This window comes from Pseudomonas sp. TE36184, from assembly GCF_054060055.1.
On the sequence record NZ_JBSSCU010000001.1, the window covers coordinates 4,326,253 to 4,347,353 of the forward strand.

A 21,101-nucleotide genomic window follows, 5' to 3' on the forward strand; every position below is an offset into this window, starting at 1 on the left:
TCAATGCATGTACTGACTGACCCACCGCCATCGGGGGCAAGCCCCCTCCCACATTGACCGGGTCGTGCCGGGTTATTCAGCCGTCGATGGCTTTTCCCACAGGTTGATCCCGCCTTCCAACGCGAACCGATCGATCTCCGCCAGTTCTTCGGCGGTGAAGCTCAAGTTCTTCAGCGCCCCGACGTTTTCAATGATCTGCTCCGGCCGGCTCGCGCCGATCAGCGCACTGGTTACCCGTGGGTCACGCAGGGTCCAGGCCAGAGCCAGTTGGGCCAGGCTTTGGCCACGGCGCTTGGCGATTTCATTCAGCGCGCGCACGTGAGCGAGGTTGGCTTCGGACAAGTGCTTGGCCTGCAACGAACCGCCGCCGGGGCGATTGACCCGTGCATCGGCCGGCACGCCATTGAGGTACTTGTCGGTCAGCAGCCCCTGGGCCAACGGCGTGAACGCGATCACCCCGGCGCCGAGGGCTTCGGTGGTGTCGAGCAGGTCTTTTTCCACCCAGCGGTTGAGCAGGTTGTAGGCCGGCTGATGGATCAGCAGCGGGACTTTCCACTCGTTGAGCAAGGCGGCGATTTCGCGGGTTTTCACCCCGGAGTAGGAAGAAATACCGATGTACAACGCCTTGCCTTGCTGCACGGCGGTGGCGAGGGCGCTGGCGGTTTCTTCCAGGGGGGTGTCGGCGTCGAAGCGGTGCGAGTAGAAAATATCCACATAGTCGACGCCCAGGCGCTGCAGGCTCTGGTCCAGGCTCGCCAGGATGTATTTGCGCGAACCGCCGCCCTGGCCATAAGGGCCGGGCCACATGTCCCAACCGGCCTTGCTGGAGATGATCAATTCGTCGCGGTAATGCTTGAAGTCTTCGCGCAGCAAACGCCCGAAGTTGATCTCGGCGCTGCCATAGGGCGGGCCGTAGTTGTTGGCCAGGTCGAAGTGGTTGATCCCCAGGTCGAACGCGGTGCGCAGCAGGGCGCGCTGGGTGTCGATCGGGGTGCTGTCGCCAAAGTTGTGCCACAGCCCCAGGGACAGTGCCGGCAGCACCAAGCCACTGCGGCCGACGCGGCGATACGGAATAGATTCGTAGCGGTTTTCGGCAGCGATATAAGTCATCGAATCCTCTCTTGGACGGGGGCAAATAAGGCCTGGGAATAAGCCTATTCCCAGGCCTTTTAAGCAGCTGAATCGCTTAACGTTGCCTTTCCGTTTTACAGCAAACTCCTACCAGAGTGGAACGACATAGCTGACATAAAAGCGGTTTTCATCCTGCACAGTGGCACCGGTAATGTCTGGGCTGGCGTGGGCGTTTTTCCAGGTCACGCCCAGGCCCTTGAGGGTGCCGGTCGGCACTTGGTAGGCCACGGCAACGTTGCGTTCCCATTCGCTGGTAGTGCCTTGTGCGGTGCGGATGTCATCGCCGTGGGCATAGGCGGCGGAGAACGTCAGGCCGTTGAGGCCCAGTTTGCCGAAGTCATATTTGTATTGCGCCAGCCAGGTGCGTTCGCCGGCGTGCTGGAATTTGTTCAACTGCATGTTGGTCAGCGCCGGGGTGTCGGCACCCGAGCCGGGGCCCTGGCGGCTGTCGCCGCTGTTAAGGCCGGAATCCAGGTAGGGGAAGTCGCTGCTGCCGCTGTTTTTCTGGATGCCGAGGCCGACGGTATGACCTTCCAGGCTGTAGCTTTCCAACAGGCTGACGGTGGACTGGTTGATGCGGCCCTTGTTCACGCCATCGCCATAGACCCCCGCCGCGGCATAATCCTTGTCGCCATCGGCGTTACCGCCCACCCCCAGGCTGCGGAACATACGCACATCGGTGTCGATTGCACCGACCGACAACGCGTCATGGCGCTTGGCACCGAGGAAGAACTGTTGGTAGTAATCCTCAAGGTTGGAATACCACAGGCTGACGGTGGTGCCCGGCAAGCCGGTGTAGTCGGCACCACCGAAGAGGAAGCGGTCGCTTTCCTTGGTGCCGCCCGCGGTGATCATGCCCTGGTCGCCGGTTTCATTGCGGATCTTGGTCTTGAAGATATCGCCACCAGTGAAGGTGAAGTCGCTGAGGTCCTTGGAGACCAGTTGCACACCGGTGTTGGTCTGCTGGTACAGGCGGCCGTCGGTGTTGGCCAGCACCGGGTTGTTGCCATACAGCGTACCGACCCGCAGTTCATCCTTGGCGAAGCGCATTTTGAACGTTGGGCTCAGCACGCCGAACTGGTCAGCGGATTTACCGTCGTCCAGCGGGAACATGCTGCCGGGGTAGCGGCCCTGGTGATTCTTGTCATTGAGGTCGCCGCCGGAGTCCAGTTTCAAACCGTAAAACGCCTGCAAGTCGAGGCCGAAACCCACGGGGCCTTCGGTGTAGCCGGACTTGAAGTTGAACTCGAAACCCTGGCCCCAATCGCGAATGCTGTGGGCCTTGGCATTGCTGCCGACCACGTCACGCCCCTGCTGGTTGAGATAGCGGTTGAGCAGGGTCACATCGGCGTGGCTGTCATCGATAAAATCGGCATGGGCGGACAGCATAAAGCTCGCCATGGCGACACCGACCATGGGGCTTAATAACGTCTTCATTGTTACCGGTCTCCGTCACTGTTCTGAAATGAAAGCGTCAAACGCTTCACACAATTACGCAGTGGCTAGATGACAGTTGCGCGTCAAAACGCGGCGGGGGCACATGAAATTAAGTTTAAGAAAGCCCCGTAATAGAGGCTTTGCGTGGGGGTAAAGCGCGCCCTGCCCACGCGGGAGCAGGGCCTGGAACATCAACGCACCAAGTGCAGGAACTGCAGGTGGCGCTCGTACTGGTCGAGAATATCGTTGATGACCTGCTCCTTGGTATAGCCCACCAGATCGTAGTCCTGGCTGCCCTCGCTCAAGTGGACTTCGGCCCGGTAGTAGCGACGGTTGTTGAGCTCCTTGGAACCCATGCCGCCACGGGCAAACGACGGTGTGAAGTACCCGCGCATTTGTACCTGATAAACGAACGGGTGCTCTTCACCATGGCCGATTTCCAGGCTGACGCTGTCGTTGGACGGGTCAGGCTGGGTCACCACATTCAGGCCCTTCTCGACGAACACGGCGGTCACTTCTTCAATCGCCGGGCGTACCGTCGACTCAAGGAAGCGGTACACCTCATCGCGCGACGGGAAATGCACCGCCTGGCTCAAACGCTGGCGCCAGCCGCCACGGCCCTTGCGCGCCGCGGACACCGGGGCCAACGAATGCAGTTGGGCGATCTGCTTCTGCGATTCGAGGTAGAAGGCTTTGTGCAGCCCCCACATCATCAGCAGCAGGATCAACGAGAACGGCAACGAGGTCAGCACCACCGCCGATTTCAGCGAATCGATACTGCCGGCAAACAGCAAGGCACTGGTCACCAGCGCGGTCATCGCGCCCCAGAACACCCGCAGCCACTTCGGCCCGTCTTCATCGGCGTTGCCGCCTTTGGATGACAGCGTGGACAGCACCACGGTGCCGGAGTCGGCGGATGTGACGAAGAACACGAAGCTGATAAACACCGTGACCGCGATCACCGTCTTGCTCCACGGGTAGGTTTCCAGCAGCAGGTAGAGGCTCATCGACGGGTCATCGATGGCCGACTGGCCGAGCGCCGTCATCCCGTGATTGAGCACCTGGTCGATGGCGCTGTTGCCGAAGATCGACATCCACGCCAGGGTGAAACCCAGCGGGATCAGCAGCACGCCAAACACGAATTCGCGGATGGTGCGGCCACGGGAAATACGCGCGATAAACAGGCCCACGAACGGCGACCAGGCAATCCACCAGGCCCAGTAGAAGACGGTCCAGCCACCCAGCCAGTCGCTTGGCTTGTCGTAGGCGTAGACGTCGAAACTCTTGGTCGGCAGTGCGCCGAGGTAGTCGCCGATGTTCTGGATCAGGGTGTTGAGCAAGTGCTGGGTGGGCCCGGCGAACAACACGAACAGCAGCAGCGCACAGGCCAGCAGCATGTTGATGTCGGACATCACGCGCACGCCCTTGTCCACGCCGGCCACCGCCACCAGGATCGCCGCCCCCATCATCAGGGTGATCAGGCCGACCTGGATCCACTGGGTGTGGGCAATGCCAAACAGGTAATCCAACCCGGCGTTGAGGTGCAGCACACCGAAGCCCATGTCGGCACCGAGGCCGAACACCGTGGCGATGATGCCGAAGCCGTCCACCGCGTAGCCGATCGGGCCGTTGATGCGCTTGCCGATCAGCGGGTACAGCGCCGAACGCAACGCCAGCGGCAGGTTATGCCGGTAGGCGAAGTACGCGAGGGCCATGCCGACAAAGGCGAACACGCCCCAGCCATGCAGGCCCCAGTGCAGAAACAGGATCTGCATGGCCTGGCGCGCGGCATCGGCGTTCATCGCCGCGCCCTGGGGCGGTTGCACCAGGTGCGTCAGCGGCTCGGAGACGCAAAAGAAAAACAGCGTGATGCTGATCCCTGCGGCGAACAGCATGCCGGCCCAGGACAGGTAACTGAACTCGGGCTCGTCGTGGTCGGCACCGAGTTTTATCTTGCCGTAGCCCGATAGCGCGGTGACCACCACGAAGACCAGATACAGAGTCATCGCGAGCATGTAGTACCAGCCGACCGTATTGGCCGCCCAGTTTTGCGCCGCCAGCAGCCAGGCACCGGCCTGTTGCGGGATGGCGATGACGGTGATGCCGAACAGCAGGATGAAGCTTGCGGCGAAATAGAACACGGGCGCATTCATACGCACCAAACCGCTGGGTGGGGTGGTCGATGCACTCATGAACGATGCACCCCTGAGGTGTGAGATGTGGCTGTGAATAACGGACTCAGCAAAGGTAAGCCTCCTGTTGTGAGCGGGCAGCGAACCACCGATTTAACTTGAACGAACGTTCAAGTTAAACATGGATAGGCGGTTTTGGACTAATCGCAGGGCTGAGTGGTAGGTGATTCCTACACTAGCTCAAGGACTGGTATGACGCCTGGGCGAGGCAAATCGTTCAGCGGTTGCCGACTGAAATACCGCTCACATTTGAAATACAGTCAACCTGTGGGAGGGGGCTTGCCCCCGATAGCGGTGGGTCAGCCAGCACATGCATTGAGCGGCCCACCGCTATCGGGAGCAAGCTCCCTCCCACAAGTTTGTGTGTGATCTTTTGGGTGCCGTCGTCATGCTGATAAATTGAACATGGATGAGCCGCAAGGCTGAGGGGTAGGTGATTGAACGAGGCAAATCATCCAGCGGTTGCAGGCTCAAATACGGTTCACATTTGAAACGCAGTCACCCTGTGGGAGGGGGCTTGCCCCCGATAGCGGTGGGTCAGCCAGCACATGCATTGAGCGGCCCACCGCTATCGGGAGCAAGCTCCCTCCCACAGGTTTGTGTGTGATGTTTAAGGGCGTGCGCTACTTTTGGGTGCCGTCGTCATGCTGCAGATTCGCCTGCGTGATGTTCGCCCCCACCGGTACGCTGCGGGTCAGCCACACGTTGCCGCCAATGGTCGAGCCCTTGCCGATGGTGATCCGCCCGAGGATCGTCGCCCCGGCATAGATCACCACGTCGTCCTCGACGATCGGATGGCGTGGATGGCCTTTCTGCAACTGCCCGTCCTCATCCGCCGGGAAGCGCTTGGCGCCCAACGTCACCGCCTGATAGATACGCACGCGCTCGCCGATGATCGCGGTTTCGCCAATCACCACACCCGTGCCGTGGTCGATAAAGAAACTCGGGCCGATCTGCGCGCCGGGGTGTATGTCGATGCCGGTGGCCGAGTGGGCGATCTCCGCGCTGATACGCGCCAACAACGGCAGGCCGGCGCGGTACAGATGGTGGGCCAGGCGATGGTGAATCACCGCCAGTATCCCCGGATAGCACAGCAGCACTTCATCCACACTGCGCGCAGCCGGGTCGCCGTGGTAGGCGGCCAGCACATCGGTGTCCAACAGGCTGCGCAGGGACGGCAAGGCCAGGGCGAAATCCTGGATCAGGCGGATGGCGCGGGCGTCGACCTCGCTGTCATCCTGGCCGCTCTGGCGCGCGGCGTAGCGCAGTTCCAGGCGCGCTTGGCCGAGCAAAGCATTCAAGGCGACGTCGAGGGTGTGGCCGACGTAGAAATCTTCACTTTCCTCACGCAGGTCCACCGGCCCCAGGCGCATCGGAAACAGCGCGCCGCACAGCGCTTCGAGGATCTGCGCCACGGCATCGCGCGAAGGCAGCTCACGACCGCCGTGCTCGCCACTCATGCGGCCATTGCGTGCTCGCCACTGGTCCCGCGCGCTGCGCAGTTGGCTGACAATGGTGGGTAATTGCCAATGACTGGAACGCTCACTCACGGTATTCACTCCTGACAAAATGGCCATCACTTTACGATAGGCACCCCGGCTGCTCTTAAGAACCAATGGTGCAATGCTAAGAACCATCAAGCATAAACGATTGGCGGTTGCCCGATGAAAAGTGCCTGCCTATAGTCGCCCCATCACTTAGCAACCGTGCGTAGCCATGATCAAACAACAGCTCGACCGTTTTAACCGCCTGGAACTGCTGGGCGGCGCCACTGCCCTGGAAAAACTCGAGCGGCTGTCGACCTGGCTGGGCAGGGACATCTACGTCAAGCGCGACGACACCACACCGCTGGCCATGGGCGGCAACAAGCTGCGCAAACTCGAATACCTGGCGGCCGATGCCATCGCCCAGGGCGCCGATACCCTGGTGACCGCCGGGGCCATCCAGTCCAACCACGTGCGCCAGACCGCCGCGCTGGCCGCCAAGCTGGGCCTGGGCTGCGTCGCCCTGCTGGAGAACCCCACCGGCACCGAAGACCCCAACTACCTCGGCAACGGCAACCGTCTGCTGCTGGACCTGTTCGACGCCAAGGTCGAGTTGGTAGAGAACCTCGACAACGCCGACGACCAGCTCAACGCCCTCGCCGATCGCCTGCGCAGCAACGGCAAGAAGCCGTACCTGGTGCCCATCGGCGGTTCCAACGCGCTCGGCGCCCTGGGTTATGTGCGGGCCGGGCTGGAACTGGCCGCGCAGATCGAAGACAGCGGTCTGGAATTCGCCGCCGTGGTCTTGGCCTCGGGCAGTGCGGGCACCCACAGCGGCCTGGCCCTGGCGTTGAGCGAAGTGCTGCCGAACTTGCCGGTCGTCGGCGTTACCGTGTCGCGCACCGACGAAGCCCAACGCCCGAAAGTGCAGGGCCTGGCCGAGCGCACCGCCGCGTTGCTCGGTGTGGACATCCCCGAGGCCTTCAAGGTGATCCTGTGGGACGAATACTTCGGCCCGCGTTATGGTGAACCGAACGCCGGCACCCTTTCAGCGGTCAAGCTATTGGCGAGCCAGGAAGGCTTGCTGCTGGACCCGGTCTACACTGGCAAGGCCATGGCCGGCTTGCTGGACGGTATCGGGCGTCAGCGCTTTGAGGATGGCCCGATCATTTTCCTGCATACCGGTGGGGCGCCGGCGTTGTTTGCTTACAACGCCGTATTTAACTGAATAAACAGGGATCAACATGTGGGAGGGGGCTTGCCCCCGATAGCGGTGGGTCAGTGATACATGCATAAGCTGACACGGCCCTATCGGGGGCAAGCCCCCTCCCACATTGGATCAAGTGCATATTCAAAAATAGAATATCAATTTAGATTTATATTATTTTCAAGTCTTAAAAACCGGCTTTATCATCGCGCCGTAGGCGAAGACGCGCTACGCGCTTTAAGGCAGGATACGTCTACCGCGTCACCTGCTTCGCTCAACATAACAACACAGGGGCTCTTCATGACTATTTCTGTATTCCGTCGCACATTGCTGGTCGGCACACTGGGCCTGGCCCTCGGCGCTGGTTGGTTGGGCCAGGCCGTGGCCGGCGAACAGTTGGGCAACATCAAGAAAGCCGGTGAGATCAAGATCGGTCTCGAAGGCACTTACCCACCGTTCAGCTTTGTCGACGAAAGCGGCAAGCTCAGCGGTTTCGAGGTCGAGCTGTCGGAGGCGCTGGCCAAGGAGCTGGGCGTCAAGGTCAAACTGCAGGCCACGCCATGGGACGGCATCCTCGCCGCCCTGGAATCCAAGCGCCTGGATGCGGTCGTCAACCAAGTGACCATCTCCGAAGAGCGCAAGAAGAAGTACGACTTCTCCAAGCCTTATACCGTCTCCGGCATACAGGCCCTGACCCTGGCCAAAAACGTCGACACCATCAAGACCGCCGACGACCTGGCCGGCAAGAAAGTCGGCGTGGGCCTGGGCACCAACTACGAACAATGGCTCAAGGACAATCAGCCCAAAGCCATCATCAAGACCTACAACGATGACCCTACCAAGTTCCAGGACCTGCGCATCGGCCGCATCGACGCGATTCTGATCGACCGCCTCGCCGCACTCGAATACGCCAAGAAAGCCAAGGACACTGCCGCCGCCGGCGACGCCTTCTCCCGCCAGGAAGCCGGTATTGCCCTGCGCAAAGGCGAGCCGGAATTGCTCGAGGCCGTGAACAAGGCGCTCGACAAACTGCGCGCCGACGGCACCTTGAAAAAGCTGTCCGAGAAGTACTTCAACGCTGACGTCACTCAATAATGGAAGCAGGTTTCCAACTCGCGCTGGACTCCGCGCCCTTTCTGCTCAAGGGCGCGTATTTCACGGTAATCCTCAGCCTCGGCGGGATGTTTTTCGGCTTGCTGCTGGGCTTCGGCCTGGCCTTGATGCGCCTGTCGCGCTTCATGCTGCTGCGCGGCGTCGCTCGCGTCTACGTGTCGTTCTTTCGCGGCACGCCCCTGCTGGTGCAACTGTTCCTGATCTACTACGGCTTGCCGCAAGTGGGCATCGAGCTGGACCCGATCCCGGCCGCCATGATCGGCTTCTCGCTGAACATGGCCGCCTACGCCTGTGAAATCCTGCGTGCCGCCATCGCGTCCATCGAGCGCGGCCAGTGGGAAGCCGCGGCCAGTATCGGCATGACCCGCGCGCAGACCCTGCGTCGGGCCATCCTGCCGCAAGCGATGCGTACCGCGTTGCCGCCGCTGGGCAACAGCTTTATTTCGCTGGTCAAGGACACCGCGCTGGCAGCCACCATCCAGGTGCCCGAGCTGTTCCGCCAGGCGCAACTGGTGTCGGCGCGCACCTTCGAAATCTTCACCATGTATCTGTCCGCCGCCCTGATCTACTGGGTCCTGGCAAGCATCCTGGCGCATTTTCAAAATCGTCTGGAAGACCGGGTCAACCGGCATGACCTGGAGTCTTGAAGCATGATCGTGGTTGAAAAACTGACCAAACAATTCAACGGCCAGGTGGTGCTCAACGGCATCGACCTGGAGGTCAAGGAAGGCGAAGTCGTCGCCATCATCGGCCCCAGCGGCTCCGGCAAGACCACGTTCCTGCGCTGCCTGAACTTCCTCGAAACCCCCACCAGCGGTCGCATCAAGGTCGGTGACATCGAGATCGACAGCAGCAAACCGCTCAACCAGCAACAGGGCCTGGTGCGGCGTCTGCGCCAGCACGTGGGTTTTGTGTTCCAGAACTTCAACCTGTTCCCGCACCGCACCGCGCTGGAAAACGTCATCGAAGGCCCGACCGTGGTCAAGAAGATGCCCCGTGAGGCCGCGACCGCCCTGGGCCGCACGCTGTTGGCGCGGGTCGGCCTGGCCGGCAAGGAAGACGCCTACCCTCGGCGCCTCTCCGGCGGCCAGCAACAGCGCGTGGCGATTGCCCGGGCGTTGGCCATGGAGCCGGAGGTGATCCTGTTCGACGAACCCACCTCGGCCCTCGACCCGGAACTGGTGGGCGAAGTGCTGGCGACCATTCGCAGCCTGGCCGAAGAAAACCGCACCATGGTGATCGTCACCCACGAAATGAGCTTTGCCCGGGATGTCGCCAACCGGGTGATCTTCTTCGACAAAGGGGTGATCGTGGAGCAAGGCGAGGCCAAGGCGTTGTTCGCCAACCCCAGGGAAGAACGCACGAAACAGTTCCTGAGCAAGTTTCTCGCGCATTGACGCGCGCCCGCCGGCAGCACAACGCGTGTGGGGGAGCCCGCTCCCGCACACGCCCGGCCTGCCTGGGTAAAACAGCCCCTGCGCCACCCCCGAAATTCCCGCGCCCAGTCAGACCGTTCTGAATCTTCCCAAACCCGCCGTTTAGCCTTTTGCCGCCATTGACGCCCTCCGGCCAACGCTCTTATCTAGCGCCCAGAGGATTGGATCCTATCCCGGCTTTTCACTGAATCGTTCCTTTCGGCCCCCGTCGCGTTCCCGCGCCAAGGGTCCGGAACGATTGCTGCTGGCTGCATCAAGGAGATTACTATGACGCGCACCGCAACCCCGGCCCTGCTCACTGCCCCGACCCTGCCCCAGGCACTTGGCAACGGCATCAACGCCCTGGCCGCCACACAGCTGCAAGTCGACATCGCGCCCTACCCCGGCATGGATGAGGGTGACCTGATCGAGCTGTTCTGGAACAACTGCTTTGCCGACTCGCGGCGTATCACCGCGTGCAAGGTCGGCACCGCCACCCAACTGCGGGTGCCGGAAAGCTTTGTGCAGGACGGCCATGCGCGGGTTCACTACCAGGTCATGCAGATCGGCCACGGCCCCGCACGCTCAGCGGTGACCACGGTGCAGGTCAAGACCAACTACCCGGGCGGCCAACCGAGCGCGCTGTACAGCGACGAAAACCAGAACCTCGCCCCTGTGGGCCTGCCCGACATGATTCGTCGCTACGGCGTCAACAGCAGCCAGGTGCGGCGCGGTATTCCGCTGACCATCGAACCCTACCTGAACATGACCCGCGGCGACGCCATCACCCTGCGCTGGGGGGATGCGCGCCTGGACCTGCCGAAAATCCAGGCCCGAGCCGTCGGCATCGCGGTGCAGGTGTGGGTGCCGTCGGCGATCATCATCGAAGCCGGCGACGACAGCCGGCTGGACGTCACGTACTGCATTCTCGATCGGGTGGGCAATAACTCACGCTGGGCGCCGGCCCGCACACTGCGCATCGCCGCCTATGTGCCGGCGACGCCGAAGCGCCCTTCCAGCGCCGCGCAGATCTATCAACCGCGTCGCCCCTGAAGCGTGGGTAACGGCCCTTCTATGCATATTCCTAAAAGTTAGTTTATTTAAATATTTAACACGTTTAGGGTATATAAACCGGACCACCGGACATTCCTGATTGTTTTGTTTCCATTTCATTGAATGCGAGGTCGGTATGGTCAGAATTACCCCGGTGCAGAACGCCAGGGCATTACGTGCAGCCAAGGAGCGGCGCTGATGTCTAACTTGGCTCTAACACCCCCCCAGAGTGATCTGGACGTCGCCCCCCTGCTGTTGCCGGCCGTTGTGCTGCGCAACGATGCCCAAGCGCTGAGCGCGGCCCATGAGTTGGCCCAGGCCGCGCGCGTACAGGCCGCCAAGCGCGACCAGCAGCGCAAGCTGCCCTGGGCGCAGATCGAGCAATTCACCCGCAGTGGGCTGGGCAGTATTTCCATTCCCCGCGAGTACGGCGGCCCGCAGGTGTCGTTCACCACCCTGGCCGAAGTCTTCGCGATCATCAGCGCGGCCGACCCGGCCCTCGGGCAGATCCCGCAAAACCATTTCGGCATCCTGCACCTGCTGCAGGGCGCGGCCACCGAGCGCCAGAAAAAACAGCTGTTCCAGAGCGTGCTCGACGGCTGGCGCATCGGTAACGGCGGCCCGGAGCGCGGCACCAAAAACACCCTGGAGCTCAAGGCGCGGATCAGCGCCGAAGGCGACGGTTATGTGATCAGCGGCCAGAAGTTCTACTCCACCGGCGCCCTGTTCGCCCATTGGGTCGCGGTGAAAGCGCTGAACGACGACGGCAAGCAGGTCATGGCATTTGTGCGCCGTGGCACGCAAGGACTGCGCATCGTCGACGACTGGTCCGGCTTCGGCCAACGCACCACCGCCAGCGGCACCGTGCTGCTCGACCGGGTGCCGGTGGACGCAGAGCTGGTGGTCGAAAACTGGCGCCTTGGCCAAAGCCCGAATATCCAGGGCGCGGTCTCGCAATTGATCCAGGCAGCCATCGACGCCGGCATTGCCCGTGGCGCGCTGGATGACGCCATTGCGTTCGTCCGCGAGCGCTCACGCCCGTGGATCGACGCCAAGGTCGAACGCGCCAGCGATGACCTGTATGTGATCGCCGACATCGGCAAATTGAAGATCGAACTGCACGCCGCCGAAGCCCTGCTGCGCAAGGCCGGCCAGGTGCTGGACCAGGTCAGCGCCGCGCCGATCACCGCGCAGTCCGCCGCACGCGCCTCGATTGCCGTGGCCGAGGCCAAGGTGTTGACCACCGAAGTGTCGCTGCTGGCCAGCGAAAAACTCTTCGAACTGGCCGGCAGCCGCGCCACCCTCGCCGAATTCAACCTCGACCGCCACTGGCGCAATGCCCGGGTCCACACCCTGCACGACCCGGTGCGCTGGAAGTATCACGCGGTGGGCGCTTATCGCCTGAACGGCACATTGCCGGCTCGTCACTCCTGGATCTAACCGCCCAGAACACTTTTTCCACGCGCTTCTGGAGAACACCGATGACTTTATCTACCCACGTCGCGCTCATCACCAGCGACGAACAAGCCCTGATTGTCGCCAGCGACCTGGCTGAAGACCTGCGCCGCGACAGCGCCCAGCGCGACCGCGAGCGCCGCCTGCCGCTGCCCGAACTGGACGTATTTTCGCGCTCCGGCCTGTGGGGCATCAGCGTGCCGAAAGCCTATGGCGGCGCTGGCGTGTCCAACGTCACCCTGGCCAAGGTCATCGCGCTGATCGCCCAGGCCGACGCCTCGCTGGGCCAGATCCCGCAAAACCATTTCTACGCCCTCGAAGTGCTGCGCGTGAACGGCAGCCCCGCGCAGCAACAACGCCTGTACGCCGAGGTGTTGGCCGGCCAGCGCTTCGGCAACGCCCTGGCGGAACTGGGCACCAAGACCGCCCACGACCGCGTGACCCGCCTCACCCGCGACGGCGACGGTTTTCGGATCAATGGCCGCAAGTTCTACGCCACCGGCGCGATCTACGCGCAACGCATCCCGACCTCCGTGGTGGACGAGAACGGCATCCAGCACCTGGCCTTCGTGCCCCGCGACAGCGCGGGCCTGACGGTGATCGACGACTGGAGCGGCTTCGGCCAGCGCACCACCGGCAGCGGTTCGGTGGTGTTCGACAACGTGCGGGTCGCAGCGCACGACGTGCTCCCGTTCCAGAGCGCCTTCGAACGCCCGACCACCGTCGGCCCGCTGGCGCAGATCCTCCACGCCGCCATCGACACCGGCATCGCCCGCGCCGCCTTCGAGGACGCGCTGCACTTTGTACGCACCAAGACCCGCCCGTGGATCGACTCCGGCAGCGACAAGGCCAGCGAAGACCCACTGACGCTGAAGAGCTTCGGCCACTTGAGCATTCGCCTGCACGCCGCCGAAGCCTTGCTGGAGCGCGCGGGCGAGTTTCTCGACCGCGCCCAGGCCGACAGCCACGCCGAGACCGTGGCCGCCGCCTCGATCGCGGTCGCCGAAGCACGCGCCCTGAGTACCGAAATTTCCCTGGCGGCCGGCAGCACCCTGTTCGAACTGGCCGGCAGCCAGGCGACCCTGGCCGAGCACGGCCTCGATCGCCACTGGCGCAACGCCCGCGTGCATACCCTGCACGACCCGGTGCGCTGGAAGTACCACGCGGTGGGTAATTACTACCTCAACGATGAAAAACCGCCACTGCGGGGGACCATCTGAATGGCGAAGAAAAAAATCCTGCTCAATTCCTTCAACATGAACTGCATCGGGCATATCAATCACGGCTTGTGGACGCACCCGCGGGACACGTCCACCCAGTACAAAACCCTCGAGTATTGGACCGACCTGGCGCGAACCCTGGAGCGCGGGCTGTTCGACGGGTTGTTCATTGCCGATATCGTCGGCGTCTACGACGTGTACCAGGACGCCATCGACGTGCCGCTCAAAGAGTCGATCCAACTACCGGTCAACGACCCGTTGCTGCTGCTCTCGGCCATGGCCGCCGTGACCCAACACCTCGGTTTCGGCCTGACCGCCAACCTGACCTACGAGCCGCCGTATCTGTTCGCCCGGCGCATGTCCACCCTCGACCACCTGAGCCGTGGTCGGGTCGGCTGGAACATCGTCACCGGCTACCTCGACAGCGCCGCCAAGGCCATGGGCCTGACCGAACAGGTCGAACATGACCGACGCTACGACCAGGCCGATGAGTATCTGCAGGTGCTCTACAAGCTCTGGGAAGGCAGTTGGGAAGACGACGCCGTGCTCAACGATCCGCAGGCGCGGGTGTATGCGCAGCCGGGCAAGGTGCACAAAGTAGAGCACCACGGTGAGTTCTACCAGGTGGAGGGTTATCACCTGTGCGAACCGTCGCCGCAACGCACACCGCTGCTGTTCCAGGCTGGCACTTCGGCGCGTGGCCTGGTGTTCGCCGGGCGGCATGCCGAGTGCGTGTTCATCAGCGGGCGGGACAAGGCCAGCACCCGGCTCCAGGTGGACAAGGTGCGCGCCAGCGCCGTGGCGGCCGGGCGCAACCCGCACGACATCAAGGTGTTCATGGGCCTCAACGTGATCGTTGGCGCCACTGAGGAACTGGCCTGGGCCAAGCATGCCGAGTACCTGAGCTATGCCAGCGCGGAAGCCGGAGTGGCGCATTTTTCGGCGTCCACGGCGATCGATTTTTCCCAGTACGCCCTCGACGAACCGATCCAGTACGTGAAGAGCAACGCGATCCAGTCCGCCACCCAGCACCTGCAGAACAACGATTGGACCCGCCGCAAATTGCTCGAGCAGCACGCCCTCGGCGGGCGCTATATCACCGTGGTCGGTTCGCCCGAGCAAGTGGCGGACGAGCTGGAATCCTGGGTCGCTGAAACCGGGCTGGATGGCTTCAACCTCACACGCATCGTCACCCCGGAAAGCTATGTGGACTTCATCGACCTGGTGGTGCCGGAGTTGCAGCGGCGTGGGTCGTACAAGACCGCTTACGACACCGGAACGCTGCGGGAAAAAGTCTTCCACGGCGGCGCCCGCTTACCCGAACAACACACCGGCTCCACCTACCGCCACGGCCCCCTGTAGGAGCGAGCTCGCTCGCGAAGATCGTCAACGATAACGCGGGGCCCCTGATACCCCGCAGCGCCCTCAAGTTTTTCGCGAGCAAGCTCGCTCCTACACATTGGAAACTACCTATGAAAAAGACCCTGTTGTCCCACCCAGTCAAAGCCCTGGCCCTGGCCTTCGGGTTGTTCAGTTCGACGCTGTTCGCCGCCGACACGCCGCTGAAAGTCGGCACCACCGCGGCCTTCGCAATTCCCCTGGAAGCCGCCGTGGCCGAGGCCGGCAAGCAAGGCTTGAACGTCGAGCTGGTGGAGTTCACCGACTGGATCGCGCCCAACGTCAGCCTGGCCGCCGGCGATATCGACGTGAACTACTTCCAGCACATCCCCTTCCTGGAAAACGCCAAGGCCGCCGCCGGGTTTGATCTGGTGCCGTATGCGCCGGGCATCATCAACAACGTCGGGCTGTACTCGAAAAAATACAAAAGCTTCAACGACCTGCCCCAAGGCGCCAGTGTGGCGATTGCCAACGACCCGATCAACAGCGGGCGCGGCCTGCAACTGCTGGCCAAGGCGGGGCTGATCACGCTCAAGCCGGGCGTGGGTTACAAGGCCACCGAAGAAGACATCATCGCCAACCCGAAGCAGCTCAAGATCCTGCAAGTCGAGGCCGTGCAGTTGGTGCGCGCCTATGACGATGCGGATCTGGTGCAGGGTTATCCGGCGTATATCCGCCTGTCCAAGACCTTCGATGCCGAGTCGGCGCTGCTGTTCGACGGCCTCGACCACCCGGAATACGTGATCCAGTTCGTGATCCAGCCGAAAGCCAAAACCGACCCGCGGGTGATCAAGTTCGTCGACCTCTACCAGCACTCGCCGGTGGTGCGCGCCGCCCTGGATAAATCCCTCGGCAAGCTCTACCAAGTCGGCTGGGAAGGTTGAACATGACGGCCGCCAACATCCAACTGCGCGACCTGGGCACACCACCCAGGAACGCCGAGCAGACTGAACTGCATCCGCACCTCAACCGCGCCCATGTGCGTTTTATCAACCTGGGCAAGACCTATGACGGCACGGTACACGCGCTGCAAGGCATCGACCTGGCCATCCAGCGCGGCGAAGTGTTCGGCATCATCGGCCGCAGCGGCGCCGGCAAGTCGTCGCTGATCCGCACCATCAACCGCCTGGAACAACCCAGCAGCGGGCGCGTGCTGATCGATCAGGTCGACATCGGCGCGTTCGACGAAGACCGCCTGGTGGCGCTGCGGCGGCGCATCGGCATGATCTTCCAGCACTTCAACCTGATGTCGGCCAAGACCGTGTGGCAGAACGTCGAGTTGCCGCTCAAAGTCGCAGGCGTCCCCAAGTTGCAGCGCGAGCAGAAAGTGCGTGAACTGCTGGAGCTGGTGGGCCTGAAGGACAAGCACAAGGCCTACCCGGCGCAACTCTCCGGCGGGCAGAAACAGCGCGTGGGCATCGCCCGTTCGCTGGTCCACGACCCAGAGATTCTGCTGTGCGACGAGGCCACCTCGGCCCTCGACCCGGAGACCACCCAATCGATCCTCGGCCTGCTGCGCGAGATCAACCAACGGCTGGGCCTGACCATCGTGTTGATCACCCATGAGATGGCGGTGATTCGCGAGATCTGCGACCGCGTGGTGGTGCTCGAACACGGGCGCATCGTCGAGCAAGGCCCGGTGTGGGAAGTATTCGGCAACCCGCGGCACGAGGTCAGCCGAACCCTGCTGGCGCCGCTGCAACACGGCCTGGCGGAAGAACTGCAAAGCCGCCTGCAACCCACGCCGGCCTCGGCTGACGCCGCGCTGGTACTGCGCTTGCAGTTCACCGGCAGCGCCACCGATGAACCCGACCTGGCCGCGCTGTTCGGCGCCCTCGGCGGGCGCGTGCGCTTGCTGCAAGGCGGCGTGGAACGGATTCAGGGGCATGCCCTGGGGCAATTGCTGCTGGCGGTGAATGGCTCGCCCCATGACCCCGACACACTGCGCAGCCGCGCCGGGCATTGGGCACAACAGGTGGAGGTGTTGGGTTATGTGGTTTGATCGTTTAGTGCAGGGCGCCATTGACACGCTGTTGATGGTCGGCGTGTCGTCGCTGATCGCGTTGCTGGTGGGGATTCCGCTGGCGGTGTTCCTGGTCACCAGCGACAAGGGCGGCATCTACCAGGCTCCGGCGCTGAACCGGGTGCTGGGGGCGTTCGTCAATCTGTTCCGCTCGATTCCGTTTCTGATCCTGATGGTGGCGCTGATCCCGTTCACCCGGCTGATCGTCGGCACCACCTACGGCGTGTGGGCGGCGGTAGTGCCGCTGACCATCGCCGCGACGCCGTTCTTTGCGCGCATCGCCGAAGTGAGCCTGCGCGAAGTCGACCACGGCTTGATCGAAGCCGCACAAGCCATGGGCTGCCGGCGCTGGCACATCATCTGGCACGTACTGTTGCCCGAAGCGCTACCGGGGATCGTCGGCGGGTTCACCATCACCCTGGTGACCATGATCAACTCGTCAGCCATGGCTGGGGCGATTGGTGCAGGTGGGTTGGGGGATATTGCCTACCGCTATGGTTATCAGCGCTTTGATACGCAGATCATGCTCACGGTGATTGTGCTGCTGGTGCTGCTGGTGGCGGTGATTCAGCTGGGCGGAGACCGCTTGGCGCGGGGGCTGAACAAGCGCTGAGCACTCGTTTGTACCTGTCAAGGTTGACAGTTGTTGGAGGGGGTTTACGCGGGTTTAATCGGCTCGACACTGTCTGCGACGGATCAGGGAGCGAATACCATGTCCACTATAACCACCTGCGCCAGGTGCGTCACGCTGGTGTTGGCACTGGCCGCCGTCACGCTTGGCGATGCAGCGGCAATTCCGCTTCACGGGCAATATTCAACAACTACCGTTAACAACTCCTTCACGTTCAACAAAGGAGGGATCTTTAACTGGAGTAATAATGTGTTTACACAGAAGCTCCAATACAAATAGACACTGACTGACATGTAGTGTGAGTGGACTTCCACCCTCACCCTTACTCATCACTGTGATTAATTCACAAAGCGCGGGGGCTGAACACGCGCTGAGCACTCGTTTGGACCTGTCAAGGTCGACAGTTGCTGGAGGGGGGTTATGCAGCTTTAATCGGCTCGACACCGTCTGCGACGAATCAGGGAGCGAATACCATGTCTACTATAACCACCTGCGCCAGGTGCGCGACGCTGGTGTTGGCGCTGGCTGCCGTCACGCTTGGCGATGCAGCGGCAACTCCGCTTCACGGGCAATATTCAACAACTACCGTTAACAACTCCTTCGCATTCAACAAAGGAGCGATCTTTAACTGGAAAGCTAGCACTTTCTATAGATCGCTTGTCCAATACTGACGTTACTTCAGGGCACGCCTTTACGCGCATGAACCATATCGCCACGGGCCTCGACGGTCACGGCCTGGTAATACAAGCCCCCTCCCACATTTTCAACTGCCCTGCTTCGGTTCGCGAATCTTGTACCAAGCCACATGCAGCGTCAGCAGCATGGCGATGATGACCCCGTCAATCATCGCGTAGGCCATCGTTGGGTAGGGATCGGTTGGCGCGCTGAGCACTCGTTTGGACCTGTCAAGGTTGACAGTTGTTGGAGGGGGTTTATGCAGCTTTAATCGGCTCGACACCGTCTGCGACGAATCAAGGAGCGAATACCATGTCCACTATAACCACAACCACCTGCGCCAGGTGCGCGACGCTGGTGTTGGCGCTGGCCGCCGTCACGCTTGGCGATGCAGCGGCAACTCCGCTTCACCGGCAAAATTCAACAACTATCGTTAACAACATCCCCCAACCCAAATACAGTTACATCTTGATGTCCTCTTTACGGAGTCTACAAATCCTATCCAATGAGTCGTACTACTCCGTAAATTTCACTGATTAATTCAAGCGCAGTCATCAAATGAAGAGCCGTCTCAGGGGGCAGTCAACTGGACATGGGATATAGTCAGCACTTCACCTCCAAAGCGCCTCCCCATGAAACTCGCCCCCGACGACCTCAACCAGATCACCGTCACTACCCTCGACCACTACAACAGCGTGGCCGAGGACTTCCGTGAAGGCACCCGCGATCACGATGTGAGCCAGAACATCGACGCGCTGCTGCGGCATATCCAGGGCGCGGCGCCGTTTACCGTGCTGGACTTCGGCTGCGGGCCGGGGCGGGATTTGCAGACCTTTACGCGCATGGGCCACATCGCCGTGGGCCTCGACGGCTCCGAGCGCTTTGCGCAGATGGCGCGCGAAGACAGCGGCTGCGAGGTGCTGCAGCAGGACTTCCTGAAGCTGGACCTACCCAACGCACGCTTCGACGGGATCTTTGCCAATGCGGTGCTGTTTCACATTCCCAAGCAGGAACTGCCGCGTGTGCTCAAGCAACTGCATGGCGCGCTGAAACCGGGCGGGGTGTTGTTCAGTTCCAATCCACGCGGTGACAACCGCGAAGGCTGGAATGGGCCGCGCTACGGTGCCTATCACGACCTCACGGCCTGGCAAGCCCTGCTGACTGCCGCCGGGTTTGTGGAGTTGGAGCATTACTATCGCCCCGCCGGCCTGCCCCGGGAACAGCAACCCTGGCTGGCCAGCGTGTGGCGCAAGCCGGCCGCTTCATCGGGCCAATGACACGCCATCCACGAATACTTCCCGGATATCCTTCACGCCCGCGGCAAACACCAGCGCGGCGTAAGGTTCCTGCCAGGGCGTGAAAGCCCGTGGGTCCAACAGGAGCATGTCTGCACGCTTGCCCACCTTGAGACTCCCCACCTGCGAATCAATACCGAGCACCTCGGCACTGCCCAGGGTGTGCAAGCGCAGCACTTCATAGGCTTGCATCGCCGCCGCACGTTGTTGCCTGGCGCGCACTTGATACAAGCCCATACGCATGTTTTCAAACGGGTCGGCCCGGTCGGCGCTGGCCTCGCCATCCACGCCCATGCCGACTTTCATGCCCGCCGCGCGATAGGCCAACACATCCGCCATTCCCGATCCCAGCCGCCCATTGGACATTGGATTCCAGGTCATACCCACCCCCGCCCGCACCGCCATGGCGGTCAGTTCGGGCGTGGAATGAATGAAATGACCGAAGATCAAGTGCGGCCCGGCGATACCGGCCTGCTCGAGCAACGGATAGCGGGCGCGCTCTCCCGCTGAGTCCACCACAGACTCCAGGTAATGCTGCTGGTTGCCCAGGAAAAACTCACGCATCAAGTCGCCCTCGACCTGTGCCTGACCCGGCGTCGCGCTGACATATCCGGCGGCGCCCGCCAACATCGTGCCCAGGTAACGCCCCGACTCGGGTTGAGCACTGGCCCACGTCAGAAAGGCCGCCGTGCGCTCACGCGCCATTGCCGGCGTCCAGCTTTCATTGACTGTACGCACATTGAGGCCATGCACCACGCGTAAGCCGGCATCCAGCGCGCCGCGTAATTGCTGGCGATCGACTTCGCCGCTGCGATCGGCGCCGGTGTAGGTGAAATTGAACACGCTGGTTATACCGTTCTGCAGGTGCTGTGTGGCACCGCGCCGGGTCAACTGGTAAAGCTGCGCAGCGTCCAACTTTGGCGCCTCCACGCCATAGAGCCGGTCAATCCAGCCTTCAAGATTATCGTTGGCGGCAATACCGTAGAATCCGCTTTGCCACAGGTGACTATGGGCCGACACAAATCCCGGCAACAACCACTGCCCCTGTGCATCGAGCCTGCGTTGTACCACCAGGCCAACAGGCGGTTTGCCAGCGGCCAACTCACTGATGACACCCTTGTGGTCAACCAGCAAATAGCCCTTCACCGGTTCGCGCTGGCCCTGTTCAAGGGTGAGGATATAAGCGTTTTCGACCAGCAACCGTGGGTCACTTTGTCGAGGCTGATGCTGACACGCGATGACAATCAGTAGACTCAGGGCAAGTACCGCAGATCTGAGAAACATAGCGCTCTCTCCTGTCGTGGTCGACACTCCAAGCCATGAGTGTCGACGCATACTGCATGAGTGTTCCGCCTTCCTTTAAAACGCGGTA

20 protein-coding genes are annotated in these 21,101 nt (G+C 62.0%); 14 read left to right on the top strand and 6 right to left on the bottom strand.

Annotated elements, in window-relative coordinates; translation table 11 throughout:
• Positions 1-72 precede the first annotated feature (72 nt).
• The 4 genes from mgrA to epsC all read right to left on the bottom strand — a co-directional run bounded on the left by mgrA (position 73) and on the right by epsC (position 6,310).
• A complete protein-coding gene (gene mgrA / locus ACVWZP_RS19445) occupies positions 73-1,110 on the bottom strand; it encodes an L-glyceraldehyde 3-phosphate reductase (RefSeq protein ID WP_017848582.1) in 1,038 nt (345 codons plus the stop codon).
• Between the two features lie 108 nt (positions 1,111-1,218).
• The gene (locus ACVWZP_RS19450) at positions 1,219-2,547 is read right to left on the bottom strand and encodes an OprD family outer membrane porin (RefSeq protein WP_082107807.1); all 1,329 of its coding nucleotides are present in this window, start codon (positions 2,545-2,547) and stop codon (positions 1,219-1,221) included.
• A 212-nt stretch (positions 2,548-2,759) separates the two neighbouring features.
• Positions 2,760-4,721: a choline transporter BetT gene (betT, locus tag ACVWZP_RS19455; RefSeq protein ID WP_017848584.1), complete on the bottom strand. Its 1,962-nt coding sequence runs from the start codon at positions 4,719-4,721 to the stop codon at positions 2,760-2,762.
• Positions 4,722-5,383: 662 nt separating this feature from the next.
• On the bottom strand, positions 5,384-6,310 hold the full coding sequence (gene epsC / locus ACVWZP_RS19460) for a serine O-acetyltransferase EpsC (RefSeq protein WP_108526209.1): 927 nt from the start codon (positions 6,308-6,310) through the stop codon (positions 5,384-5,386).
• A gap of 166 nt (positions 6,311-6,476) precedes the next feature.
• On the opposite strand from epsC, the gene ACVWZP_RS19465 reads away from it, so the two are divergent.
• The 13 genes from ACVWZP_RS19465 to ACVWZP_RS19525 all read left to right on the top strand — a co-directional run bounded on the left by ACVWZP_RS19465 (position 6,477) and on the right by ACVWZP_RS19525 (position 18,430).
• Entirely contained in the window at positions 6,477-7,472 is a 996-nt protein-coding gene (locus tag ACVWZP_RS19465) for a D-cysteine desulfhydrase (RefSeq protein WP_046385058.1), read from the top strand.
• A 279-nt stretch (positions 7,473-7,751) separates the two neighbouring features.
• Positions 7,752-8,546, top strand: a complete 795-nt coding sequence (tcyJ, locus tag ACVWZP_RS19470) for a cystine ABC transporter substrate-binding protein (protein WP_017848587.1) — start codon at positions 7,752-7,754, stop codon at positions 8,544-8,546.
• Positions 8,546-9,211, top strand: coding sequence for a cystine ABC transporter permease (gene tcyL / locus ACVWZP_RS19475; RefSeq protein WP_017848588.1), 666 nt, complete (start codon positions 8,546-8,548; stop codon positions 9,209-9,211). Before tcyJ ends, tcyL begins: the two co-directional genes overlap by 1 nt.
• Before the next feature lie 3 nt (positions 9,212-9,214).
• Positions 9,215-9,961, top strand: a complete 747-nt coding sequence (gene tcyN, locus ACVWZP_RS19480) for an L-cystine ABC transporter ATP-binding protein TcyN (RefSeq protein WP_046385059.1) — start codon at positions 9,215-9,217, stop codon at positions 9,959-9,961.
• Between the two features lie 306 nt (positions 9,962-10,267).
• Positions 10,268-11,032: a hypothetical protein gene (locus ACVWZP_RS19485; protein WP_017848590.1), complete on the top strand. Its 765-nt coding sequence runs from the start codon at positions 10,268-10,270 to the stop codon at positions 11,030-11,032.
• 198 nt (positions 11,033-11,230) lie between these two features.
• The gene (locus ACVWZP_RS19490) at positions 11,231-12,472 is read left to right on the top strand and encodes an SfnB family sulfur acquisition oxidoreductase (protein WP_126587740.1); all 1,242 of its coding nucleotides are present in this window, start codon (positions 11,231-11,233) and stop codon (positions 12,470-12,472) included.
• Positions 12,473-12,513: 41 nt separating this feature from the next.
• Positions 12,514-13,707, top strand: a complete 1,194-nt coding sequence (locus ACVWZP_RS19495; RefSeq protein ID WP_057005860.1) for an SfnB family sulfur acquisition oxidoreductase — start codon at positions 12,514-12,516, stop codon at positions 13,705-13,707.
• Positions 13,708-15,069, top strand: coding sequence for an LLM class flavin-dependent oxidoreductase (locus ACVWZP_RS19500; RefSeq protein WP_457370064.1), 1,362 nt, complete (start codon positions 13,708-13,710; stop codon positions 15,067-15,069). It abuts the gene before it with no gap.
• Positions 15,070-15,179: 110 nt separating this feature from the next.
• The gene (locus ACVWZP_RS19505) at positions 15,180-15,989 is read left to right on the top strand and encodes a MetQ/NlpA family ABC transporter substrate-binding protein (protein WP_256823175.1); all 810 of its coding nucleotides are present in this window, start codon (positions 15,180-15,182) and stop codon (positions 15,987-15,989) included.
• A gap of 2 nt (positions 15,990-15,991) precedes the next feature.
• A complete protein-coding gene (locus ACVWZP_RS19510; RefSeq protein WP_169863835.1) occupies positions 15,992-17,107 on the top strand; it encodes a methionine ABC transporter ATP-binding protein in 1,116 nt (371 codons plus the stop codon).
• Positions 17,097-17,741, top strand: coding sequence for a methionine ABC transporter permease (locus ACVWZP_RS19515; RefSeq protein WP_010214125.1), 645 nt, complete (start codon positions 17,097-17,099; stop codon positions 17,739-17,741). The genes ACVWZP_RS19510 and ACVWZP_RS19515 overlap by 11 nt, the downstream gene beginning before the upstream one ends.
• A 99-nt stretch (positions 17,742-17,840) precedes the next feature.
• Positions 17,841-18,038: a hypothetical protein gene (locus ACVWZP_RS19520; RefSeq protein WP_457370065.1), complete on the top strand. Its 198-nt coding sequence runs from the start codon at positions 17,841-17,843 to the stop codon at positions 18,036-18,038.
• Positions 18,039-18,232: 194 nt separating this feature from the next.
• Positions 18,233-18,430: a hypothetical protein gene (locus ACVWZP_RS19525; RefSeq protein ID WP_177030237.1), complete on the top strand. Its 198-nt coding sequence runs from the start codon at positions 18,233-18,235 to the stop codon at positions 18,428-18,430.
• 92 nt (positions 18,431-18,522) lie between these two features.
• Here the strand turns inward: ACVWZP_RS19525 and ACVWZP_RS19530 are convergent, their stop codons facing one another.
• Complete coding sequence (locus tag ACVWZP_RS19530; RefSeq protein ID WP_288073940.1) at positions 18,523-18,651, bottom strand: hypothetical protein; 129 nt, start codon at positions 18,649-18,651, stop codon at positions 18,523-18,525.
• 415 nt (positions 18,652-19,066) lie between these two features.
• Between ACVWZP_RS19530 and ACVWZP_RS19535 the strand changes: the two genes are divergently transcribed.
• A complete protein-coding gene (locus ACVWZP_RS19535) occupies positions 19,067-19,711 on the top strand; it encodes a class I SAM-dependent methyltransferase (RefSeq protein ID WP_457370066.1) in 645 nt (214 codons plus the stop codon).
• Here the strand turns inward: ACVWZP_RS19535 and ACVWZP_RS19540 are convergent.
• Complete coding sequence (locus ACVWZP_RS19540) at positions 19,697-21,013, bottom strand: amidohydrolase family protein (RefSeq protein ID WP_256823171.1); 1,317 nt, start codon at positions 21,011-21,013, stop codon at positions 19,697-19,699. The genes ACVWZP_RS19535 and ACVWZP_RS19540 overlap by 15 nt on opposite strands.
• Positions 21,014-21,101 lie beyond the last annotated feature (88 nt).